At 72.2% G+C, this 19,277-nt stretch carries 18 protein-coding genes; 16 read left to right on the forward strand and 2 right to left on the reverse strand.

Annotation, left to right across the window (positions count from 1 at the left end; translation table 11 throughout):
• The 10 genes from RM555_RS02730 to RM555_RS02775 form a co-directional block, all read left to right on the forward strand.
• A partial coding sequence (locus RM555_RS02730) for an AMP-binding protein (RefSeq protein WP_311410279.1) occupies positions 1-1,628 on the forward strand: 1,628 nt, incomplete at its 5' end.
• Positions 1,625-2,785 (forward strand): CaiB/BaiF CoA transferase family protein, encoded by a 1,161-nt coding sequence (locus RM555_RS02735; protein WP_311410280.1) that lies wholly within the window; start codon positions 1,625-1,627, stop codon positions 2,783-2,785. The genes RM555_RS02730 and RM555_RS02735, both read left to right, overlap by 4 nt.
• A 91-nt stretch (positions 2,786-2,876) precedes the next feature.
• Complete coding sequence (locus RM555_RS02740) at positions 2,877-4,574, forward strand: AMP-binding protein (protein ID WP_311410281.1); 1,698 nt, start codon at positions 2,877-2,879, stop codon at positions 4,572-4,574.
• Positions 4,575-4,631: 57 nt separating this feature from the next.
• A complete protein-coding gene (locus RM555_RS02745; protein ID WP_311410282.1) occupies positions 4,632-5,816 on the forward strand; it encodes an acyl-CoA dehydrogenase family protein in 1,185 nt (394 codons plus the stop codon).
• Positions 5,813-6,826, forward strand: a complete 1,014-nt coding sequence (locus RM555_RS02750; protein ID WP_311410283.1) for a bifunctional MaoC family dehydratase N-terminal/OB-fold nucleic acid binding domain-containing protein — start codon at positions 5,813-5,815, stop codon at positions 6,824-6,826. Before RM555_RS02745 ends, RM555_RS02750 begins: the two co-directional genes overlap by 4 nt.
• Positions 6,826-7,947, forward strand: coding sequence for an acyl-CoA dehydrogenase family protein (locus tag RM555_RS02755; protein WP_311410284.1), 1,122 nt, complete (start codon positions 6,826-6,828; stop codon positions 7,945-7,947). The genes RM555_RS02750 and RM555_RS02755 overlap by 1 nt, the downstream gene beginning before the upstream one ends.
• Positions 7,944-8,369, forward strand: coding sequence for a MaoC/PaaZ C-terminal domain-containing protein (locus tag RM555_RS02760; RefSeq protein WP_207914272.1), 426 nt, complete (start codon positions 7,944-7,946; stop codon positions 8,367-8,369). The genes RM555_RS02755 and RM555_RS02760 overlap by 4 nt, the downstream gene beginning before the upstream one ends.
• 1 nt (position 8,370) lies before the next feature.
• Positions 8,371-9,552 (forward strand): lipid-transfer protein, encoded by a 1,182-nt coding sequence (locus tag RM555_RS02765; RefSeq protein WP_311410285.1) that lies wholly within the window; start codon positions 8,371-8,373, stop codon positions 9,550-9,552.
• A 145-nt stretch (positions 9,553-9,697) separates the two neighbouring features.
• Positions 9,698-11,272: an ABC transporter substrate-binding protein gene (locus RM555_RS02770; protein ID WP_311410286.1), complete on the forward strand. Its 1,575-nt coding sequence runs from the start codon at positions 9,698-9,700 to the stop codon at positions 11,270-11,272.
• 141 nt (positions 11,273-11,413) lie between these two features.
• The gene (locus tag RM555_RS02775) at positions 11,414-12,355 is read left to right on the forward strand and encodes an ABC transporter permease (protein ID WP_311410287.1); all 942 of its coding nucleotides are present in this window, start codon (positions 11,414-11,416) and stop codon (positions 12,353-12,355) included.
• On the opposite strand, the gene RM555_RS30935 is transcribed toward RM555_RS02775, so the two are convergent.
• Positions 12,333-12,734 carry a zinc ribbon domain-containing protein gene (locus RM555_RS30935; RefSeq protein ID WP_396888662.1) on the reverse strand — a complete coding sequence of 134 codons (402 nt, stop codon included), beginning with the start codon at positions 12,732-12,734 and terminating at the stop codon, positions 12,333-12,335. The genes RM555_RS02775 and RM555_RS30935 overlap by 23 nt on opposite strands.
• A 158-nt stretch (positions 12,735-12,892) precedes the next feature.
• Between RM555_RS30935 and tnpA the strand changes: the two genes are divergently transcribed.
• From tnpA to RM555_RS02805, 6 genes are all read left to right on the forward strand, one after another.
• Positions 12,893-13,288 (forward strand): IS200/IS605 family transposase, encoded by a 396-nt coding sequence (tnpA, locus tag RM555_RS02780; protein WP_311410288.1) that lies wholly within the window; start codon positions 12,893-12,895, stop codon positions 13,286-13,288.
• Between the two features lie 108 nt (positions 13,289-13,396).
• Positions 13,397-14,371, forward strand: a complete 975-nt coding sequence (locus RM555_RS02785; protein WP_311410289.1) for an ABC transporter permease — start codon at positions 13,397-13,399, stop codon at positions 14,369-14,371.
• 27 nt (positions 14,372-14,398) lie between these two features.
• Positions 14,399-15,469, forward strand: coding sequence for an ABC transporter ATP-binding protein (locus tag RM555_RS02790; RefSeq protein ID WP_311410290.1), 1,071 nt, complete (start codon positions 14,399-14,401; stop codon positions 15,467-15,469).
• Positions 15,466-16,299, forward strand: a complete 834-nt coding sequence (locus tag RM555_RS02795) for an ATP-binding cassette domain-containing protein (protein WP_311410291.1) — start codon at positions 15,466-15,468, stop codon at positions 16,297-16,299. The genes RM555_RS02790 and RM555_RS02795 overlap by 4 nt, the downstream gene beginning before the upstream one ends.
• A 3-nt stretch (positions 16,300-16,302) precedes the next feature.
• A complete protein-coding gene (locus RM555_RS02800) occupies positions 16,303-17,772 on the forward strand; it encodes an MmgE/PrpD family protein (protein WP_311410292.1) in 1,470 nt (489 codons plus the stop codon).
• Positions 17,769-18,299, forward strand: a complete 531-nt coding sequence (locus RM555_RS02805; RefSeq protein ID WP_311410293.1) for a nitroreductase/quinone reductase family protein — start codon at positions 17,769-17,771, stop codon at positions 18,297-18,299. The genes RM555_RS02800 and RM555_RS02805 overlap by 4 nt, the downstream gene beginning before the upstream one ends.
• 24 nt (positions 18,300-18,323) lie before the next feature.
• Here RM555_RS02805 and RM555_RS02810 read toward each other — a convergent pair whose 3' ends face one another.
• Positions 18,324-19,277, reverse strand: a complete 954-nt coding sequence (locus RM555_RS02810) for a quinone oxidoreductase family protein (RefSeq protein ID WP_311410294.1) — start codon at positions 19,275-19,277, stop codon at positions 18,324-18,326.

A 19,277-nucleotide genomic window follows, 5' to 3' on the forward strand; every position in this document is an offset into this window, starting at 1 on the left:
CCGCCGCCACCCCCCTCCTGCCCGCCCTGTCCCGCCTGCTCGACGAACAGCCGGACCTCGCCCTCACCCTCGCCGGCACCCCGTTCACCGTGGCTGAGCTCGATGCCGCGTCGCGTCGCCTCGCCGGGTTCCTCGCCGACCGCGTCGCTCCCGGCGACCGGGTCGTCGTCCTCGCCCGCAACGGCCGCCTGGCCCTGCTCGCCTGGTGGGCGACGACGCTCCGCGGCGGTTTCGTCGTCCCGCTCAACACGAGCAACCGCGGCCCCGTACTGGCCCACCAGGTGCGCGACGCCGACCCGGTCGCGATGATCATCGAGGACGAGTTCGTGCCCGTCCTCGACGACGCCCTCGCCGGCACGGGGCTACGGGCGCCGGTCCTCGTCGGCGCCCCCGCGGGCGGCCGGCCCTCCTCGGGCCCGGTGCCCGCCTGGGCCACCGAGGTCGTCGACTTCGACGCCGCCGTCGCCGAGGGCGCGGCGGTGCCGACCACCCCGGACCTCGACGCGTACGCCACCAGCCACCTCATCTACACGGCCGGCACGACCGGACCGTCCAAGGCGTGCCTGGTCAGCCACGGCTACGTGGCGAACATGGCCCGCCAGATGCGCGAGAACCTCGAGCGCCACCCCGGTGACGTCCTCTGGTCGGCGATGCCGCTGTTCCACATGGCCGCCGTCGGGCACGTCATGGGCTCGCTCCAGCTCGGTTCGGCCATGGACGTCGCGCGGCGCTTCTCGGTCAGTGGCTTCTGGGACGAGATCCTGCGCTCCCGCGCGACGATGGCCGCGCTCATGGGCTCGATGCTGCCGATGATCGGCGGCGCCCCCGAGTCCGAGGCCGCCCGCAGGGCCTTCGGCCAGCTGCGCGTGGTGTCCGGCTCGCCGGTCACCGCCGACCTCGCCGCCCGCTGGACCGAGCGGTTCGGCGTCGAGCGGGTCGGCTCGGGCGCTTACGGCCTGACCGAGGCCAGCCTGATCACGCTCACCCCGCCGGGAGGCTACCGCGCCGGGGCCGCCGGCAAGGTCAACGACTCCTTCGAGGTACGCATCGTCGACGAGCACGACAACCCGCTGCCCGTCGGCGCGGTCGGCGAGATCGTCGCCCGCCCCACCCGCCCGGCGATCATGTTCAACGGCTACTGGCGGCAGCCGGAGAAGACCCTGGAGGTCTTCCGGGGCCTGTGGTTCCACTGCGGCGACTACGGCCGTCTCGACGAGGACGGCTACCTCTACTTCGTCGACCGCGGCAAGGACTACCTGCGCCGCGGCGGCGAGAACATCTCCAGCTTCGAGATCGAGGGCATCGTCGCCGCCCACCCGGCCGTCGGCGAGGTCGCCGTCCACGCGGTCCCCTCCCCGCTGGCCGAGGACGACCTCAAGGTGACGGTCGTGCCGGCGCCCGGCGCGCGGATCGACCCCGCGGAGCTCTTCGAGTGGCTGCACCCACGGCTTCCGCGGTATGCCGTCCCCTCCCACATCGAGGTCCGCGCCGAGCTGCCCAAGAACGCCGTCGGCCGGGTCCTCAAGCGGGTCCTGCGCGAGGAGGGCGTGACCCCGCGGACCTGGAGCACGGACCCCCGCGCCGTGACCCGCACCCCGGTCCCGGCGAGCGCCGGGGAGCAGGCGTGAGTGTCGACCCCGGCCCGGTCACCGGCCCGCGGTCCGCGGGGCCGCTGGCCGGGCTGCGCCTGGTCGAGCTCGGCGGGCAGGGGCCGGTGCCGTTCGCGACGATGATGCTCGCCGACCTCGGTGCGCAGGTCGTGCGGGTGGACCCGCCCGGCGAGCCCGACCGGCGGGAGCGCGCGCGGGTCAACGCGATCGACCGCGGCCGTACGACTGTCACGCTCGACCTGAAGTCGGAGGCCGACCGGCTGCTCGTGCACCGGCTGCTCGCCGACGCGGACGTGCTGCTCGACCCGTTCCGTCCCGGGGTGCTGGAACGTCTCGGCCTGGACCCGGCCGAGCTCACCGGGCGGTACCCGCGCCTCGTCGTGGCGCGGATGACCGGCTGGGGCCAGGACGGTCCCCTCGCCTCGGCCGCCGGGCACGACCTCAACTACATCGCCGTCTCCGGGGTGCTCGACACGATCGGCCTGCCCGGGCACGGCCCCGTCGTGCCGCCGATGTACCTGGCCGACTTCGCCGGCGGCGGCATGGTGCTGGCCTTCGGCGTCCTGGCCGCCCTGCACGAGCGCGTCACCTCCGGGCGCGGGCAGGTCGTGGACTCCTCGATGCTCGAGGGCAGCGGGCTGCTCACCGTCGTCATCCGCTCGATGCTCGGGCGGGGCGCCTGGAACCTCACCCGTGGGACGAACTACCTCGACGGCGGGGCGCACTTCTACCGGGTGTACCGCACCGCCGACGACAGGTTCATGTCCGTCGCGGCCATCGAGGCGAAGTTCTACCGCGCGTTCCTGCTCACGCTCGGCCTCGATCCGGAGGACGGGCCGGGGCAGTTCGACGAGTCGGGGTGGGCCGGCTGGGCCGAGCGGATCGGGCCGGTCTTCGCCGGACGCACCCGGCAGGAGTGGACCGGCCTCTTCGAGGGCGTCGACGCGTGCGTACACCCGGTGCTGGACGTCGCCGAGTCGGCCGGGCACCCGCAGGTGCGGGCCCGGCGCGCCGTCGTCGAGGTCGAGGGGGTCGCCCAGCCGGCCCCGGTGCCCCGCTTCTCGCGGACGCCCGCCGGGATCCCGCGGGCCCCCCGGCGCCGGGGTGAGGACACCGACCGGGTGCGCTCGGCGCTCGCCGAGGCCAGCCCGTGGGAAGCCCTGTCCAGGCCTTGACCTGCGTCACACCCCACCCTACGATCTCGACCAAGCGCTTGCTTGTTGCCGCTGGTCCGCATTCGACGACGAACGAGACGGAGCGACGTCAATGACGACTCAGACTTCGGTGGCCCGGACCTCGGGGCCCGCCGTCTTCGGCGACATCGTGCGCGGGCGTACGGGTGACGACCAACCGGGCCTCCTCTTCGAGGGCCGCACCATCACGTGGGGCCAGGTCGTGCAGGAGGCCGCCGACCGGGCCGCCGCCCTGGCCGAGGTGCCCCGGCCCGAGGGCAGGCCGCTGCACCTGGGGGTGCTCCTGGAGAACACCCCCGACCACGTGTACTGGATCTGCGCGGCGGCGCTGTCCGGCGCCACCGTCGTCGGGATCAACCCGACCCGACGCGGCGCCGAGCTGGCCCACGACGTGCGGCACACCGACTGCGACCTGCTCATCACCGAGGACCGCCTCGCCGGCCTCGTCGACGGGCTCGACCTGGGCATCCCCGCCGAGCAGGTGCGCAACACCGACTCCCCGGAGTACGCCGCCTGGCTGGCCCGGCACGCCGGCGCGCCGGTGCCCACCGACGCGGTCGACCCCGGCGCCAACCTGCTGCTCATGTTCTCCTCGGGCTCGACCGGGGCCCCGAAGGCGGTCATCTGCTCGCACGGGCGCCTCGCCGCGGTCTCCGAGGCGCTGCTGGCCCGCACCGAGCTGACCCGCGACTCGGTCAGCTACCTGTCGATGCCGCTGTTCCACGGCAACGCCGTCATGCTCAACCTCGGGCCCGCCATGGTCTGCGGCGCGACGATCTGCATGGTCCGCAAGTTCTCCGCGTCCGGCTTCGTACGCGACGTGCACGAGCACGGCGTCACCTACTTCAACTACGTCGGCCGGGCCCTCGCCTACGTCCTGGCCCAGCCGGTCGACCCGCGCGACGCGACGAGCACGCTGCGGCGCGCCGTCGGCACCGAGGCCTCGGCCACTGACATCGCGCGCTTCACCCGGCGCTTCGGCGCCGTCATCTCCGAGGGCTACGGCTCCAGCGAGGGCGTCATGCGGATCAACCGCACCCCCGGGACGCCCGACGAGGCGCTCGGCGTGGCCGTCGCCGGCGCCGAGATCAAGGTCATGAACGAGGCCACCGGGCTGGAGTGCCCGCCGGCCAGGCTCGACGGGACCGGGCGGCTCGTCAACGCCGAGGAGGCCATCGGCCAGCTCGTCGGAGTCGGCATGGCTGCCCGGTTCGAGGGCTACTACAAGAACCCCGAGGCCGCCGCCGAGCGCATCCGCGGCGAGGACTTCTGGTCCGGGGACCTGGCCTACCGCGACGCCGACGGCTACTTCTACTTCGCCGGCCGCTCCTCGGACTGGATCCGCGTCGACAGCGAGAACTTCGCCGCCGGACCGGCCGAGCGGATCATCGAGCGCTGGGACCGGGTGGCGGTCGCCCCCGTCTTCGCCGTGCCCGACCCGCGCACCGGCGACCAGGTGATGTGCGCGCTCCAACTGCGCGGCGGCGCCAGCTTCGACCCCGAGGCGTTCACCGCCTTCCTCGACGAGCAGGCCGACCTCGGCACCAAGTGGCGGCCCCGCTTCGTGCGGATCGTCACCGAGATCCCCACCACGGGCAACAGCAAGGTCGCCAAGCAGGTCCTGCGCCGCGCCGCCTGGGTCACGACCGACCCCGTCTACGTCCGCGACGGCGCGTCCACCGCGTACCGCCCGCTCACGGCGGCGGACGTCCAGGACCTCGAGAAACAGTTCGCCGACAACGGACGCACCGCGCTCCTGCCGGCCACCTGACCCGCCGGCTCGCCCGGCCCGCCGACGGGCGGCCCACGCCCCGAGAAGAGGACAGCCATGTACCTGGAGTACACCCCGGAGCATCGAGAGCTGAGCCGGGAGCTGCGCGCCTACTTCGCGCGCCTGCTCACGCCCGAGGTCCGCGAGGCGCTGGGCGGCACCAACGAGGACCGTCCGGCCTACCGCGAGATCATCCGTCAGATCGGCAGGGACGGCCTGCTCGGGCTCGGGTGGCCCAAGGAGTACGGCGGCCAGGGCCGCCCGGCGCTCGACCAGTACATCCTCTTCGACGAGATCAACCGCGCGCAGGCGCCGTTCCCCTTCGTCACCATCAACAACATCGGCCCGATGCTCATGCGCTACGGCACCGAGGAGCAGAAGCGCACCTACCTGCCGGGCATGCTCACCGGCGACGTCATCTTCGCCATCGGCTACAGCGAGCCGGGCTCCGGCACCGACCTCGCCTCGCTGAAGGCCAGGGCCGAGGCCACGCCCGAGGGGGGCTGGGTCGTCAACGGCCAGAAGGTCTTCACCAGCGGCGTCAGCCAGGCCGACTTCGTCTGGATGGCCGTGCGCACCGACCCCGCCGCCCCGAAGCACAAGGGCATCACCATCCTCATCGTGCCGACCTCGGACCCCGGCTTCAGCTGCACGCCGATCGCCACCAGCGGCATCACTCACACCAACGCCTCCTACTACGAGGACGTACGCGTCGGCCCCGAGGCCCTCGTCGGCGAGGTCAACGGCGGCTGGCGCCTCATCACCGGCCAGCTCGGTCACGAGCGGGTGGGGCTGGCCGCCATGGGCGGGCGTACCGAGCAGTTGTGGACCGACGTCGCCGCGTGGGCCGCCGAGCCCGACGCCGACGGCGTCCGCGTACTCGACAAGCCGTGGGTGCGCACGGAGCTGGCCCGCGACTACGCCGAGCTGACCGCGATGCGCCTGCTGAACTGGAAGATCGCCGTCGTCGCGGAGGGCCAGAACCCGGCCCCCGCCGCCGCGTCCGTCGCCAAGGTGTACGGCACGGAGACCCACGACCGGGTCTGCCGCAACCTCGTCTCCGTCGTCGGGCCGCGCGCGACCCGGCGCCCCGGCGCCCCGGACGCCGTCCTCGGTGGACAGCTTGAGGCCTACACCCGCGGCTCCTACATCAACACCTTCGGCGGCGGCACCAACGAGGTGCTGCGCGACATGATCGCGGTCGCCGGCCTCGGCATGCCGAGGAAGGGACGGTCCGCATGAGCACCACGACGCGGACCCCGGCCCTCGACGCCACCGACGAGGACGCCTTCCTCGCCCGCCTGCGCGAGTTCGTCGGCCTCGAGGCCACGCCCACCCGCCACGCCCAGGACGCCGTCAACCAGGCGATGATCCGCCACTTCGTCGAGGCGATGGGTGACGAGAACCCCGTCTACGTCGACGAGCGGGCCGCCCGGGCCACCGGCCGCGAGGGTGTCGTCGCGCCGCCGCCGATGCTGTCCACCTGGCTCATGGTCGGCTACCGGGCCCACACGGCCGGCGCCGCGTCGGACACCCCCATGGCCCGGCTGCTCGCGATCCTCGCCGAGGCCGGCTTCGTCGGGGTCGTCGCGACCAACGACGAGCACGAGTACGTGCGCGAGCTGCGCCTGGGCGACGAGATCAAGATGACGACGGTCATCGAGGACGTCTCCCCGCGCAAGACCACGGGCCTGGGTACCGGCCACTTCATCACGACGCTGCGCACCTACACCGACCAGGACGACGAGGTCGTGGCCCGCCAGCGCTTCCGCATCCTGCGCTTCGACCCGTCCCGCGCCAGGCCCCCGGCACCGGCCGCCGCCGACCCGGCGCTGCGGCACAAGCCGTTCGTCCTGCGCGACAACGCCTTCTGGTTCGAGGCCGCCGCACAGCGTCGCCTCGTCATCCAGGCCTGCACCGACTGCGGCACGCTGCGCCACCCGCCCGGCCCGATCTGCCCCTCCTGCCACTCGTACGCGTGGCACGAGGTAGAGGCGAGCGGACGGGGCACGGTGCACAGCTACGTCGTCAGCCACCACCCGAAGGCGCCCGGGTACGACTACCCGCTCACCGTCGTGCTCGTCGACCTGGCGGAGGGCACGCGCCTCGTCGCCGACTTCGTCGGAGCGGCCGACGAGGTCGAGATCGGCATGCCCGTGCAGGTCGACTGGCTCGACTACGACGAGAACCTCACCCTGCCGCGTTTCCGGGCCGCGACCTCCGCATCGGAGCCCGCCGGAGAGGAGAACTGATGGACTTCCAGCTCGCCGAGGACCAGGTCACGGTCAACGACCTGGCGCGCGACGTCTTCTCGCGCAACGGCGACCCGCAGCGCCTCTCCGACGTCGAGGCCGGGCCGGACCGCTTCGACCGCGTCCTGCACCGCGACCTGGCCGGGTCCGGCGTCCTCGGGCTGCTCGTGCCCGAGGAGCACGGCGGCGCCGGGCTGGGCCTGTGGGAGGTCGCCGGGGTCTTCGTCGAGCAGGGCCGCACGCTGGGCACCGTCCCGCTGTGGGAGACCCTCGTCGGCGGCGTCCTGCCGCTGGTGCGCTACGGCGACGCCAAGCAGCAGGCCGAGTGGCTGCCCCGCGTCGCCGCCGGGGACGCGGTCCTGACCGTGGCCGTCGACGACCTGGCCGACGCCCGGCCGTACGACGCCCGCGTCCGCGCCCGGTCCGGGCCCGGCGGGCAGGGGGCCAAGCTGAGCGGCACCGCCGTCGGCGTCCGCTCGGCGCACCTCGCCGACGCGATCGTCGTCCCGGCCACCGACGAGGAGGGCACGGTCGGGCTCTACCTCGTGCCGACCGCCGGCGCGGGGGTGCGCCGCGACACCTTCGAGCGCACCGACCGGGGGCTCGCCTCCGACGTGCGCCTCGACGGCGCCGCCGCGGAGCTGCTCGCCGAGGGCCCGGGGGAGGACCGGCTCGACTGGCTGCTGCGCCAGGTCTGGATCGCCGTGGCCGCCCTGCAGAGCGGCGTCAGCCAGGCCGCCGTGCGCCAGGCCGCCGACTACACCTCCGGGCGCGAGCAGTTCGGTGTGCCGATCGCGACCTTCCAGGCCGTCGCCCACCAGATCGCCGACTGCCACATCGACACCGAGGCGATGGAGGTCACCTACCTCAACGCGCTCTGGCGCGAGACGACCGACCGGCCGTCCCGCGCGGCCGTACACGTCGCGAAGTACTGGGCCGCCGAGGCGGGCGACCGCGTCGCGCGCACCGTGCAGCACGTGCACGGCGGCATCGGCGCCGACGTCACCTACCCGATCCACCGCTACATGCTCTGGACCACCCAGCTGGCCAACACCGCCGGCTCGGGGGCCTGGCACCTGCAGCAGGTCGCGGACCTCGTCGACGCGGGGGAGCAGCTGTGAGCGGCACGCAGATCACCATCGCGCAGGTGAGCGTCGGCGACACGCTGCCGGAGCTCGAGATCCCGCTGACCCGGACCCTCATCGTCGCCGGCGCCCTCGCGACCCGCGACTACGAGGACGTGCACCACGACCCGGCCCAGGCCGAGCGGCGCGGCACCCCCGACACCTACATGAGCATCAACAACACCAACGGGCTCGTCGGCCGCTACGTCACCGACTGGGCCGGCCCCGCCGCGCGCATGGTGCGCCTGAGCACCCGCCTCGGGGTGCCGAACTTCCCGGGCGACGTCATGCGGCTGACCGGAGAGGTCGTCGGCGTCGAGGAGGACACCGTGCGCGTCGCGGTGCGTGGCACGAACAGCAAGGGCGCGCACGCCGTCTCCGAGGTGACCGTGCGCCTGCCCCGCGGAACGGAGCAGTGACGTGACGTCCAACTTCCTGTCGGGGCGTACCGCGATCGTCGGCATCGGCGCGACGGAGTTCTCCAAGGACTCCGGCCGCAGCGAGCTGCAACTGGCCGTCGAGGCGGTCTCGGCCGCCCTGGCCGACGCGGGCCTGAGCCCCGCCGACGTCGACGGCATGACGACCTTCACCATGGAGACCAACCCGGAGAACATGGTCGCCCGCAGCCTGGGCATCCCCGAGCTGAAGTTCTTCTCCCGGATCCCCTACGGCGGCGGCGGCGCCTGTGCCCCCGTCCAGCAGGCCGCCATGGCCGTCGCGAGCGGCGTCGCCGACGTCGTCGTGGCCTACCGCGCCTTCAACGAGCGCTCCGGCGTCCGCTTCGGGCAGGGGCCGCCGCCGGCCAAGACCCAGGCCACCTCGGACAACGAGTACCGCTCCTGGGTCAACCCGTACGGCCTGCTCACCCCGGCCCAGCACACCGCGATGTTCGCCCGCCGCTACATGCACGCGTACGGCGCGACGAGCGAGGACTACGGCCGGGTCGCCGTGCTCGCCCGCAAGCACGCCGCGAACAACCCCAGGGCGTGGTTCCACGGCAAGCCGCTCACCCTCGAGGAGCACCAGGCCTCCCGCTGGATCGCCGAGCCGCTGCACCTGTTCGACTGCTGCCAGGAGACCGACGGCGGCCAGGCGATGGTCGTCGTCAGCGCCGAGCGCGCCAGGGACCTGCCCGCCACGCCGGCCTACATCGTCGGGGCGGCCCAGGGTCTGGGACCGGACCAGTACCAGATGGTCAGCTACTACCGCGAGGACCTGACCCGGATCCCCGAGGTCGAGCTCTGCGCCCGGCAGCTGTGGGCCCAGTCGGGCCTCGGACCCGCCGACATGGACGCGGCGATCCTCTACGACCACTTCACCCCGTACGTGCTCCACCAGCTCGAGGAGTACGGCTTCTGCGGTCGTGGCGAGGCCAGGCACTTCATCGCCGACGGCAACCTCGAGGTCACCGGGTCGCTGCCGACCAACACCCACGGTGGCCAGATCGGTGAGGCCTACCTGCACGGCACGAACGGCGTCGCGGAGGGCGTCCGCCTCGTCCGGGGGACCTCGACCAACCAGCCCGACGGCGTACGCACCGTCCTGGTGACGGCGGGCGTCGGGGTCCCGACCAGCGCACTGATCCTCTCCGCGGAAGCCTGAGCCGCCGGGCGGCCGGCACCCGCACACCCTGAAGACCATCGCATCGACCCACCGATCCCACCGATCCCGCCGGGCAGCCGCCGGACGGGGCAGCACCACCACCGATCAGCCGGAACGACTCGGCTCGTTTTTTGGAAGGATGAGAATGGGCGTCAGGAACAAGACCAAGAAACGTGTGTTCGCGCTGATCGCCATCGGGGCCCTCGCCGTGGCCGGCTGCAGCTCACCGGACAGCTCCGGCACCACCAGCGCTTCCGGGGGCGAGATCGACACCTCGGCCGTGCTCAAGTTCGCGTCGGCGGGTCCGCTGCGCGACCTCGACCCCGCCGTCCAGACGAGCTACGGCGCCTGGGGCTACCTGTTCCTCGTGTGGGACCGGCTGACCATGCTCGACAAGGACGACAAGATCGTTCCTGGCCTGGCCAAGGAGTGGAAGTTCGTCGATGGCGGCAGCGTCCTCGAGCTCAAGCTGCGTGACGACGTGAAGTTCCACGACGGCACGCCGTTCGACGCCGAGGCCGTCAAGGTCAACATCGAGCGCGGCAAGACCCTCGCGGGCTCGACCCTCAAGAGCGAGCTCGCCGACATCGAGTCGGTCGAGGTCGTCGACGCGACGACCGCGCGCCTCAAGTTGGTCAAGGGCAAGGGCGTCCAGCTGCCCGCGTCCTTCACCGGCACGGCCGGCATGATGGTCAGCCCGAAGGCCATCAAGGACGGCGTCGACATCAAGACCAACCCCGGCACCGCCGGTTCCGGCCCGTACGTCGCCACCCAGCTTGTACCCCAGGAGAAGCTCGTCCTCAAGCGGGCCGACAGCTACTGGGACCCGAACGTCGGCCGTCTCGGCGGCATCGAGCTGCAGCGCGTGCCCGACGCCGCGGCCCGCCTCAACGGCCTGCAGAGCGGCCAGGTCGACCTGGCCCCGCTCAGCTCGGCCGGTGAGATCGCCACGGTCGAGAAGATCGTCACCCCGGGCAGCGGCCTGCAGCAGCACCAGGTGAAGTTCAAGAACCTCGTCGGGGTCTACATGCGCGCCAACAAGGGCGCCGTCGCCAAGCCCGAGGTCCGCCAGGCGATCGCCCACGCGGTCGACCCGGCGGCGATCAGCGCGCTGTTCAGCGGCTACTGCACGCCGACGCGCCAGCTCGTGCCCGAGACGGACCCGAGCCGCATCCCGAACTACACCTACCCGTACGAGTTCAGCGTCGACAAGGCCAAGGCCCTGGTGCAGCAGGCCGGCGGCGCCAAGGTCTCCGTCACCTTCGCCGCGGGCACGAACGCCGAGCAGCCGGCCAACGTCGTGCAGGCGTCGCTGCGGGCCGTCGGCATCGACGCGTCGCTCAACCCCGTGCCCAACACCGAGAACGAGCCGCGCTTCATCGCCGGTGACTTCGAGCTGATGGTCGCCACGTCGTGGAGCCCGAAGGCCGACCCGGCGGCGACGGTGAACACCTACCTGCTGAACACCTACAAGCTCGCCGCGGACCCCTCGCTCGTCGCGGCCAAGGCGGCCGAGGCCGCCAACCCCGCGCTGTCGATGGACGAGCGCGCCCCGCTGTACCACGACATCTGGAAGACGACGCTCGAGCAGGCCTGGTTCCTGCCGCTGTGCAACCAGACCAACGCGAACGTGTCGAAGGCGAACGTCGTCGGCGGCGACAACATCCCGATGTCGAACATCGGTATCTGGGACCTGCGCAACATCGCCGTCACGAAGTGACCGGTCGCTCCTGACCACCCGGTGGTGCCGCCGCCGGACCACCCGCTGCGGGCGGGCCGGCGGCGACACGACACCGCCCGCGCCGCCACCAAGCCGGGCGAGGCTCCGTCCCAGGCACCACGCTCAGAGTCGAGGTAGGACATGCTCCGCTACGCCGGCAGGCGACTACTCGCGGCAATACCCCTGCTGTTCGTCGTCCCGCTGCTCGTCTTCGCCCTGATCGAGCTCGCCCCGGGGGACCCGGCCGTCATCCTCGCCGGCGACGAGCCGACCCCGGAGCGCGTCGAGGCGATCCGCGAGGAACTCAACCTCAACGATCCGGTCCTCCTGCGCTACCTGATGTGGATCGGCGACGTCGTCCGCGGCGACCTCGGCACGTCCTTCCTGTCGGACCAGACCGTGACCGAGCTGCTGACGCGGCGGATGGCCACGACGTTGTCGCTGGTGCTCGTCGCGATGATCTTCGCCATCGTGCTCGGGGCCACCCTGGCGCTCGTGGCCACGCTGCGCTCCGGCGGCATCGTCGACCGGATCGTCAACGGGTTCGCCTCGATCTCGATCGCCATCCCGGGCTTCTGGTTCGGCCTCGTGCTCGCCTCGGTCTTCGCGGTGGGGCTGCAGATGTTCCCGGCGTTCGGCTACCAACCGCTCTCCGACGGTTTCTGGCCGTGGCTCTCCCACCTCATCCTGCCGGGCATCGCCCTCGGTCTGCTCCCCGCCGCCGAGGTGACCCTGCAGCTGCGCTCGGCGCTCGGGCAGGTCATGAAGACCGACTACGTCCTCAACGCCGAGGCCAGAGGGCTGTCGCGCGCCAGCGTCGTGTTCAAGCACTCCCTGAAGAACGCGTGCATCCCCGTCATCACCGTCCTCGGCTTCCGCGTCGCGGAGGTCCTCGCCGGGTCGGTGACCATCGAGATGATCTACAACATGCCGGGCCTCGGGCGTACCGCCGTCGAGGCCGTGCAGGGGCGCGACGTCCCGGTGCTGCTCGGCTTCGTGCTGTTCAGCACGACGATCGTCGTGCTCGTCAACCTCATCGTCGACATCTCCTACGGCTACTTCAACCCGAAGGTGCGGTCTTAACGATCCCCACGGATGGGTCCGGGGGGTTTCCTCCGGGGCCAGGCCCTGGATTCCCAGCTCGGACCGCACCTGATCCACCGTCGCGGAAGGAGGCGATCAGATGTCTTACGTCGTCGGCACTGGCACGGTCGCGTTCGGCCGTGGCGAGGATCGTCCTCGCGGCGTTTCGGTCGCGGCATGCGGTATAGCCGCATGCCGCGCACTCGAAGGTACGGATACCCAGTCCGAGGCGAAGATTGGCTCTCTCGCCGCACGCGGAGCAGGTCATCGTGGTGTAGGCGGGCGGTACCAGCACCACCTTGCGGCCCGCCCGCGTACCACGCTCGATCAGTTCCTTCTTACACGCGCCGATTGCCGCGTCGGCCGCTTTGCGGGCCATCGTGGTGCGGGCGAGGAATTTCGGTTTGAAGTCCTCAACCGCGATCAGCGCGTGGTGGTCAGTGACGATCTTGGCCCAGACGCGGGCGTCGTGGGTGTTCTGTCGGGCGGCCTTCTTCGCGACCCGGGCGGCCTGGCGCTTCGCGGTCTGGTCTCGGCGTGGACGAGGTCAGGTCGAACAACACCGTCGTTTACCGCTGCCACTACCACGTCGTCTGGTGCCCGAAGTACCGGCGCAAGGTCATCGACGGCAAGGTCGACGAGCGGCTCAAAGAGATCATCCGCGAGGTTTGCGCCGAACGGAACGCACCGATCGAGACGATCGAGACGATGCCCGACCAGGTGCACCTGCTCGTGGTCGTGGACCCCCAGTACGGCATCCACCGCCTGGTCAAGCAGATCAAAGGTCGATCCTCCCGCCTGCTGCGCCAGGAGTTCCCGCACCTCAAGTCCCGGATGCCGACCCTGTGGACCAACTCGTACTTCGTCGCCACGACCGGCGGCGCCACTTTGGAGGTGGTCAAGAGGTATGTCGAGAACCAGCGCAACGTGTGACCAGCCCCCCAACCGCCCTAGCGGCGGATGGGCTATCCCTGACCTGCTCCGCAGGGGTTCCGCTTCCTCCCCACGGCTAAAGCCGGGGGTTTCCACGGAAGACATTCGATGAGCGCGAACCAGACCCCCACGTCTCCGGTGCCGGGGAACGACCCGCCCGACGCCAACGCGCCGGGCGTCCTCGCCGACACCGTCCTCGCCGAGGTGCCCGCGGCGGCCGTCGGCACGGGTGACCCGGAGCCGGTCGCCGCCCCCGGCATCCTCAGGAGCATCGTGCGTCGCCCCGCGACGATCGTGGCCGGCGTCTTCCTGCTCGTGCTGACCCTCATCGCGATCCTCGCCCCGGCCCTGGCACCGTACGACCCCGACGTGCAGAACCTGCTCCAGCGGCTCAAGCCGCCGAGCGCCGAGCACTGGCTGGGGACCGACGACTACGGCCGGGACGTGCTGAGCCGGCTCATCTTCGGGGCGCGGGTCTCGCTGTGGGCGGCGCTGCAGGCCGCGGCCGTCGCGCTCGTGCTCGGCCTGCCCCTCGGCATGATCGCGGGCTACCGCGGGGGCTGGGTCGACGCGATCCTCACCCGCCTCATGGACGCGCTCATGAGCGCCCCGTCGCTCGTGCTGGCCATCACCATCGTCGCGGTCCTCGGCGCCGGCATCACCAACGCGATGCTCGCCATCGGCCTGGTCATGGCCCCGCGCTTCTTCCGGGTGGCCCGCGCCGGCACGATGGACGTGCGGCACGAGACCTACATCGAGGCGTCGATCGCCCTGGGTTGCAGCACCCTGCGCACCACGGTGCGGCACGTGCTGCCCAACGTGCTGCCGCCGATCATCCTCGTCATCTCGGTGTCGCTGGGCACCGCCGTCGCGGCCGAGGCGAGCCTGAGCTTCCTCGGGCTGGGCGTGCAGGCCCCCGCGGCCAGCTGGGGCTCGATGCTCTCGACGGCCTCCTCGAACATGCGCCTCGCGCCGTACCTCGTGTGGCCGCCCGGCGTGATGATCTTCCTCGCCGTCCTCGCCTTCACCTACGTCGGTGACGGCGTCCGTCGCGCCCTCGTGCGCACCCGGTCGGGCAATTGACCGGCCCGGCAACCACCAGGAGCTGACATGGCACGTGACACGGCATCCGGCGGGACCGCCGGCACCAGGACCGGCGCCACCGATCCGGCGGCGGACCTGCTGCGCGTGGAGAACCTGAGCGTCGAGTTCCCCGCGCCCTCGGGTGGGTGGCAGACGACCGTTCAGGACGTCTCGTTCTCGCTCAAGCCGGGGGAGTCGATGGCTCTCGTCGGCGAGTCCGGGTCGGGCAAGACGGTGACCTCGATCGCGGTGATGGGCCTGACCGCGGCGACCGGCGGGCGGATCGCCTCGGGCCGGGTCGTCTTCGACGGCGTGGACCTCACCGCGGGCACCCCGAAGCAGTGGCGGGACCTGCGCGGCCCGGGCATGGGCATGATCTTCCAACAGCCGATCCGCAGCCTGAACCCGGCCTACACCGTCGGGGACCAGATCGCGGAGTCGGTGCGCAAGCACCTGGGCATGAACCGCAGACAGGCCCGGGCCCGGGCCGTCGAGATGCTCGACATGGTGCAGATCCCACGGGCGGCGCAGCGGGTCGACGAGTACCCGCACGCGTTCTCCGGCGGCATGTGCCAGCGCGTCATGATCGCGATGGTCATGGCGTGCAACCCGCGCCTGCTCATCGCCGACGAGCCGACGACGGCGCTCGACGTGACGGTGCAGGAGCGGATCCTCGAACTGCTGCGGGACCTGCAGGAGCAGACCGGTGTGGCGCTGCTGTTCGTCAGCCACGACCTCGCGGTGGTGGCCGAGCTGTGCCGGGAGGTCGTGGTCATGTACGCCGGCGAGGTGGCCGAGAACGCGCCCTCGGAGCAACTCTTCTTCCACCCACGGCACCCCTACACCTCGGGCCTGCTCGGGTCGATCCCGAAGCCTGGTCTCAGCACCGACCGACGGTTGCGCGCGATCCCCGGCGGCATCCCCTCCCCGGGCGCCTGGCCGCACGGGTGCCGGTTCAGCAGCCGGTGCGAGTACACCCAGCCGGGCCGGTGCGACGTGGCCCACCCGGGCCTGGTCCGTGTCGACGGCGCCGCCGGGCACCACGCGCGGTGCGTGCGCGTCGCGGAACTCTCTCTGGACGGAGTGACGGTCGGATGAGCCTGCTCGAGGTCGAGGGCCTCACGAAGTCGTTCAGCTCCGGTCGGGACTGGCTCGGCCGGCGTACGAAGTGGTCGCACGCGGTCAAGGGGGTGAGCTTCACCCTGGAGCGCGGCGAGTGTCTCGCGGTGGTCGGCGAGTCCGGCGCGGGCAAGTCGACGGTCGGGCGCATGGTGCTGCGCCTCATCGAGCCGGACTCCGGGTCGGTGACCTTCGACGGGATGAACGTGCTGGCCACGAAGCCGAAGCAACTGCGCGAGCTGCGCCAGCGGATGCAGATGATCTTCCAGGACCCGTACAGCTCGCTCGACCCGCGAATGACGATCAAGGACGCGGTCGCCGAGCCGTTCCTCGTGCACACGGACAAGGACCGCGGCACGCGTGAGCGGGAGGCCGTCGAGCTGCTCGACAAGGTTGGCATCGGCTCGCGTTACCTGGGCCGCTACCCGGCGGAGCTGTCCGGCGGGCAGCTGCAGCGGGTCGCGATCGCCCGGGCGTTGACGATGAAGCCGAGCCTCATCGTGTGCGACGAGCCGGTCGCGGCGCTGGACGTGTCGGTGCGGGCGCAGGTGCTCAACCTGCTCCGGGACCTGCAAGAGGAGCTGGGCCTGGCGTACCTGTTCGTCTGCCACGACCTGGCGCTCGTCGAGGTCATCGCCGACCGGGTCATGGTGATGGCCTCCGGTGAGGTCGTGGAGACGGACACGACGGAGCAGATCTTCGCCGACCCGCGGCAGGAGTACACGAAGAAGCTGCTCGCGGCGATCCCCGTGCCGCTGCCGCGCGACAGGCAGGGCAACCGGCTCGTCGCGCCGGGAAAGGTGGGCTGAGCGGTGACCGACGCGACGGAACCGACCCGGACGCAGCTGCTCGCGCGGTTCGCGACCACGCGCCACGAGGACATCCCCGAGCCGGTACGCGACTACGGCAAGCTCGTCCTGCTCGACTCCCTCGTCTGCGGGCTGGCGGCGGTGCGGTTGCGGCGCAGCCGCATGGTCCAGCGGGTCGCCGCCCGGTTCGGCGGCCCGGCCGAGGCGACGGTGTTCGGGCTGGGCCAGCGCGTCGCGGCGATCAACGCCGCGCACGCCAACGCGGACATGATGAACGCGTTGGACGCGGACGACACCTTCTTCAACTCGGCGCACTTCGCGGTGTTCGGGGTCGCGGCCGGACTGGCCGAGGCCGAGCGGCTGCACGCCGACGGGGCGAGCCTGTTGCGCGCGAGCATCATCGCCTTCGAGATCAACGCGCGGCTGAACCTGTCGACCTCGCTCATGGCCTTCTCCGACGGTCAGTTCCGCTGGTCGCCGCTGTCGTCGCACGGGTACGCCTCGATGGGCACGGCCGCCGCGTGCGCCGTCGTCGGCGGCTGGGAACCGGAGCGCCTGACCCACGCGCTCGGCCTGGTCGCCTGGCTGGCCCCGCCGGCGAAGAACTCCTACATGGCCGAGCGACGCTCGTTCAACGCGTTCAAGTACGGCCCGTACGGGGCGATCGCGCACGCCGGGATGCTCGGCGCGGCACTCGCCGAGGAGGGCTACACCGGCGACCTGGACGTGCTGGACCGCACCCCGGGCTTCATCGAGGCGATGGGCTTCCTCGGCGGTGATCGGCACGAGATGGTCGCCGGCCTGGGGTCGACGTGGTGGATCAGCGAGACGTCGCTCAAGCCGTACCCGACGTGCCGCTTCACCCACGCGGCGCTCGACGCGATCCGCGCGTTCCCGAGCACCCACGGGGTGCCGGTGTCGCAGATCGAGTCCATGGAGATCCGGCTGAGCCCGGCGGCCTACCGGACGTTGCAGTTCCGGGAGCCGGCCCCGCAGATCCCGGACACGCTCGTCGCGCCGCTGGACGGTGCCTTCAACATGCCGTACGCCGCGGCGCTGGCGTTGCTCGGGCACGCCCCGGGTCCGCAGTGGTACGACCCGCAGCGGCTGACGGACCCCGAGGTGTGGGACCTGGCGCGCCGGATCACGACCGCGCCCGACCCGGTGCTCGACGCCGAGTGGGAGGCCGACCTCAGGGAGCACCCGGGTGGTCAGATCCGCCGGACGCGGGGAGCGCTGACGATCCGGGCCGGCGGCCGGGAGTACGTCGTCGAGTCGGACTTCGCCCAGGGCGACCCGTGGAGCGAGGCGACCCGGGCGGACTGGGACTTCGTGGTCGGCAAGCTGGCCACGTTCTGCGACGGGATCCTCGACGCGGGTACGCAGGAGCAGCTCGTCGAGGTGGTCCGGGGCATCGAGGACGTCGCCGACGTCGCCGGGACGCTGTCACCGTTGCTGGCCCGGGCGCGATGAGCAGGGGGAAGCGGATCGGCGCGGAGACGAGGTCGTTCGCCTCGTACGGCCGGTCGTGGCTGATCGTCATCCGTGGGCCGCGCGGGATGGCGTTCGACCGGTTCCTGGTGCGACGGACCGGGTTCTCGCTCGTGTCGTTGCAGTACGCGCTGGCGGGCAGGTTTCCCTACAACCCGACGCTGCTGCTGACGACGGTGGGCCGCCGGTCCGGGCAGCTGCGCGACGCGGCGTTGCCGTACGTGCCGCACGGGCCGGACCTGGTGGTCGTCGGCTCCAAGGGCGGCGGTCCCAAGGACCCGGCCTGGGTGGTGAACGCGCGTCATCACGACCTCTGCTGGATCGTCCTGCGGCGCCAGACGATCGCGGTGCGGGCGCGGGTGACCGACGGGGAGCGCGACCCGGAGCTGTTCGCGCACGTCGTGGCGCAGAAGCCGAACGTGGGGCGCTACGCCGAACGGGCCGCGGGCTTCGGGCGGCAGATCCCGCTCGTCGTCCTGTCCGCCGTGTCGGGGGAGCCGCTCACCTAGGAAGTCCTGTCGCCGCGGCCCCGCTCAGCCGGTCGTGAGGACGATCCGCCCGACGAAGTCGGAGGCCTCCAGCCGGTCGTGCGCGGCCGCGGCCTGTTCGAGCGGATACGTGGCGGCGACCGCGGGGGCGGCGGCGACGGCCGAGAGGGTGAGGGCCTCGCGCAGTTGGCGGGCCACCGCCTCGGGCCCGGGCCGGCCGATGCCGCGCAGCGTCCAGCCCTTGACCATGAGTCGACCCAGGTGCAGGTGGGCGTGGCTGTCGGCGGTCACGCCGCAGGTGACCAGCCGCCCGCCGGGGGCGAGAATCTTGAGCGCATTGGACCACAGGGTGCCGCCGACCGACTCGACGACGACGTCGGCCTCGCCGCCGGGCAGGGCGGCACGCAGGGACTCGACGACGTCGGGGCGGTAGTGGTCCACGACGTCGAGGGCGCCGAGAGCGCGTACAGCGTCGGCCTTCGCCGGGGCGCTGGTGCCGACGACGCGCGCGCCGAGGTGGTGGGCGTACTGGACGGCGAAGGAGCCGACGGCGCCCGCGGCGGCGACGACGAGGACCCGGTCGCCGGGGCGCACCCCGGCGAGGTTGACGACCGCGTCGTAGGCGGTGCGTCCGGCGGTGGGCACCGCCGCGGCGTGGACGGCGTCGAGCGCGGCCGGCCGCGGGAGGCAGTGCGTGGCCGGGACGACGACGAACTCGGCGTGGGTGCCGGTGGTCAGCCCGACGACCGCGCCGCCGGGAGCGAAGCCGGTGACGCCGGGGCCGGTCCGCACGACGGTGCCGGCGACGTCCCGGCCGAGGATCGCCGGCCCGGTGACCGCCATCCCGTGGGTGCCGCGCCGGATGTACGTGTCGACCCGGTCCAGGCTCGCCGCCTGGACCCGCACGAGCACCTGACCGGGGCCGGGCGCCGGGGCGTCGAGCTGGCCGAGCCGCAGGCTGTCGGGGGAGCCGGAGTCGACGACGTAGCTGGCGAGCAC

Origin of the sequence: Micromonospora reichwaldensis (genome assembly GCF_031845925.1) — a bacterium.
In the GTDB taxonomy this organism is placed as follows: Bacteria; Actinomycetota; Actinomycetes; order Mycobacteriales; family Micromonosporaceae; genus Micromonospora; species Micromonospora reichwaldensis.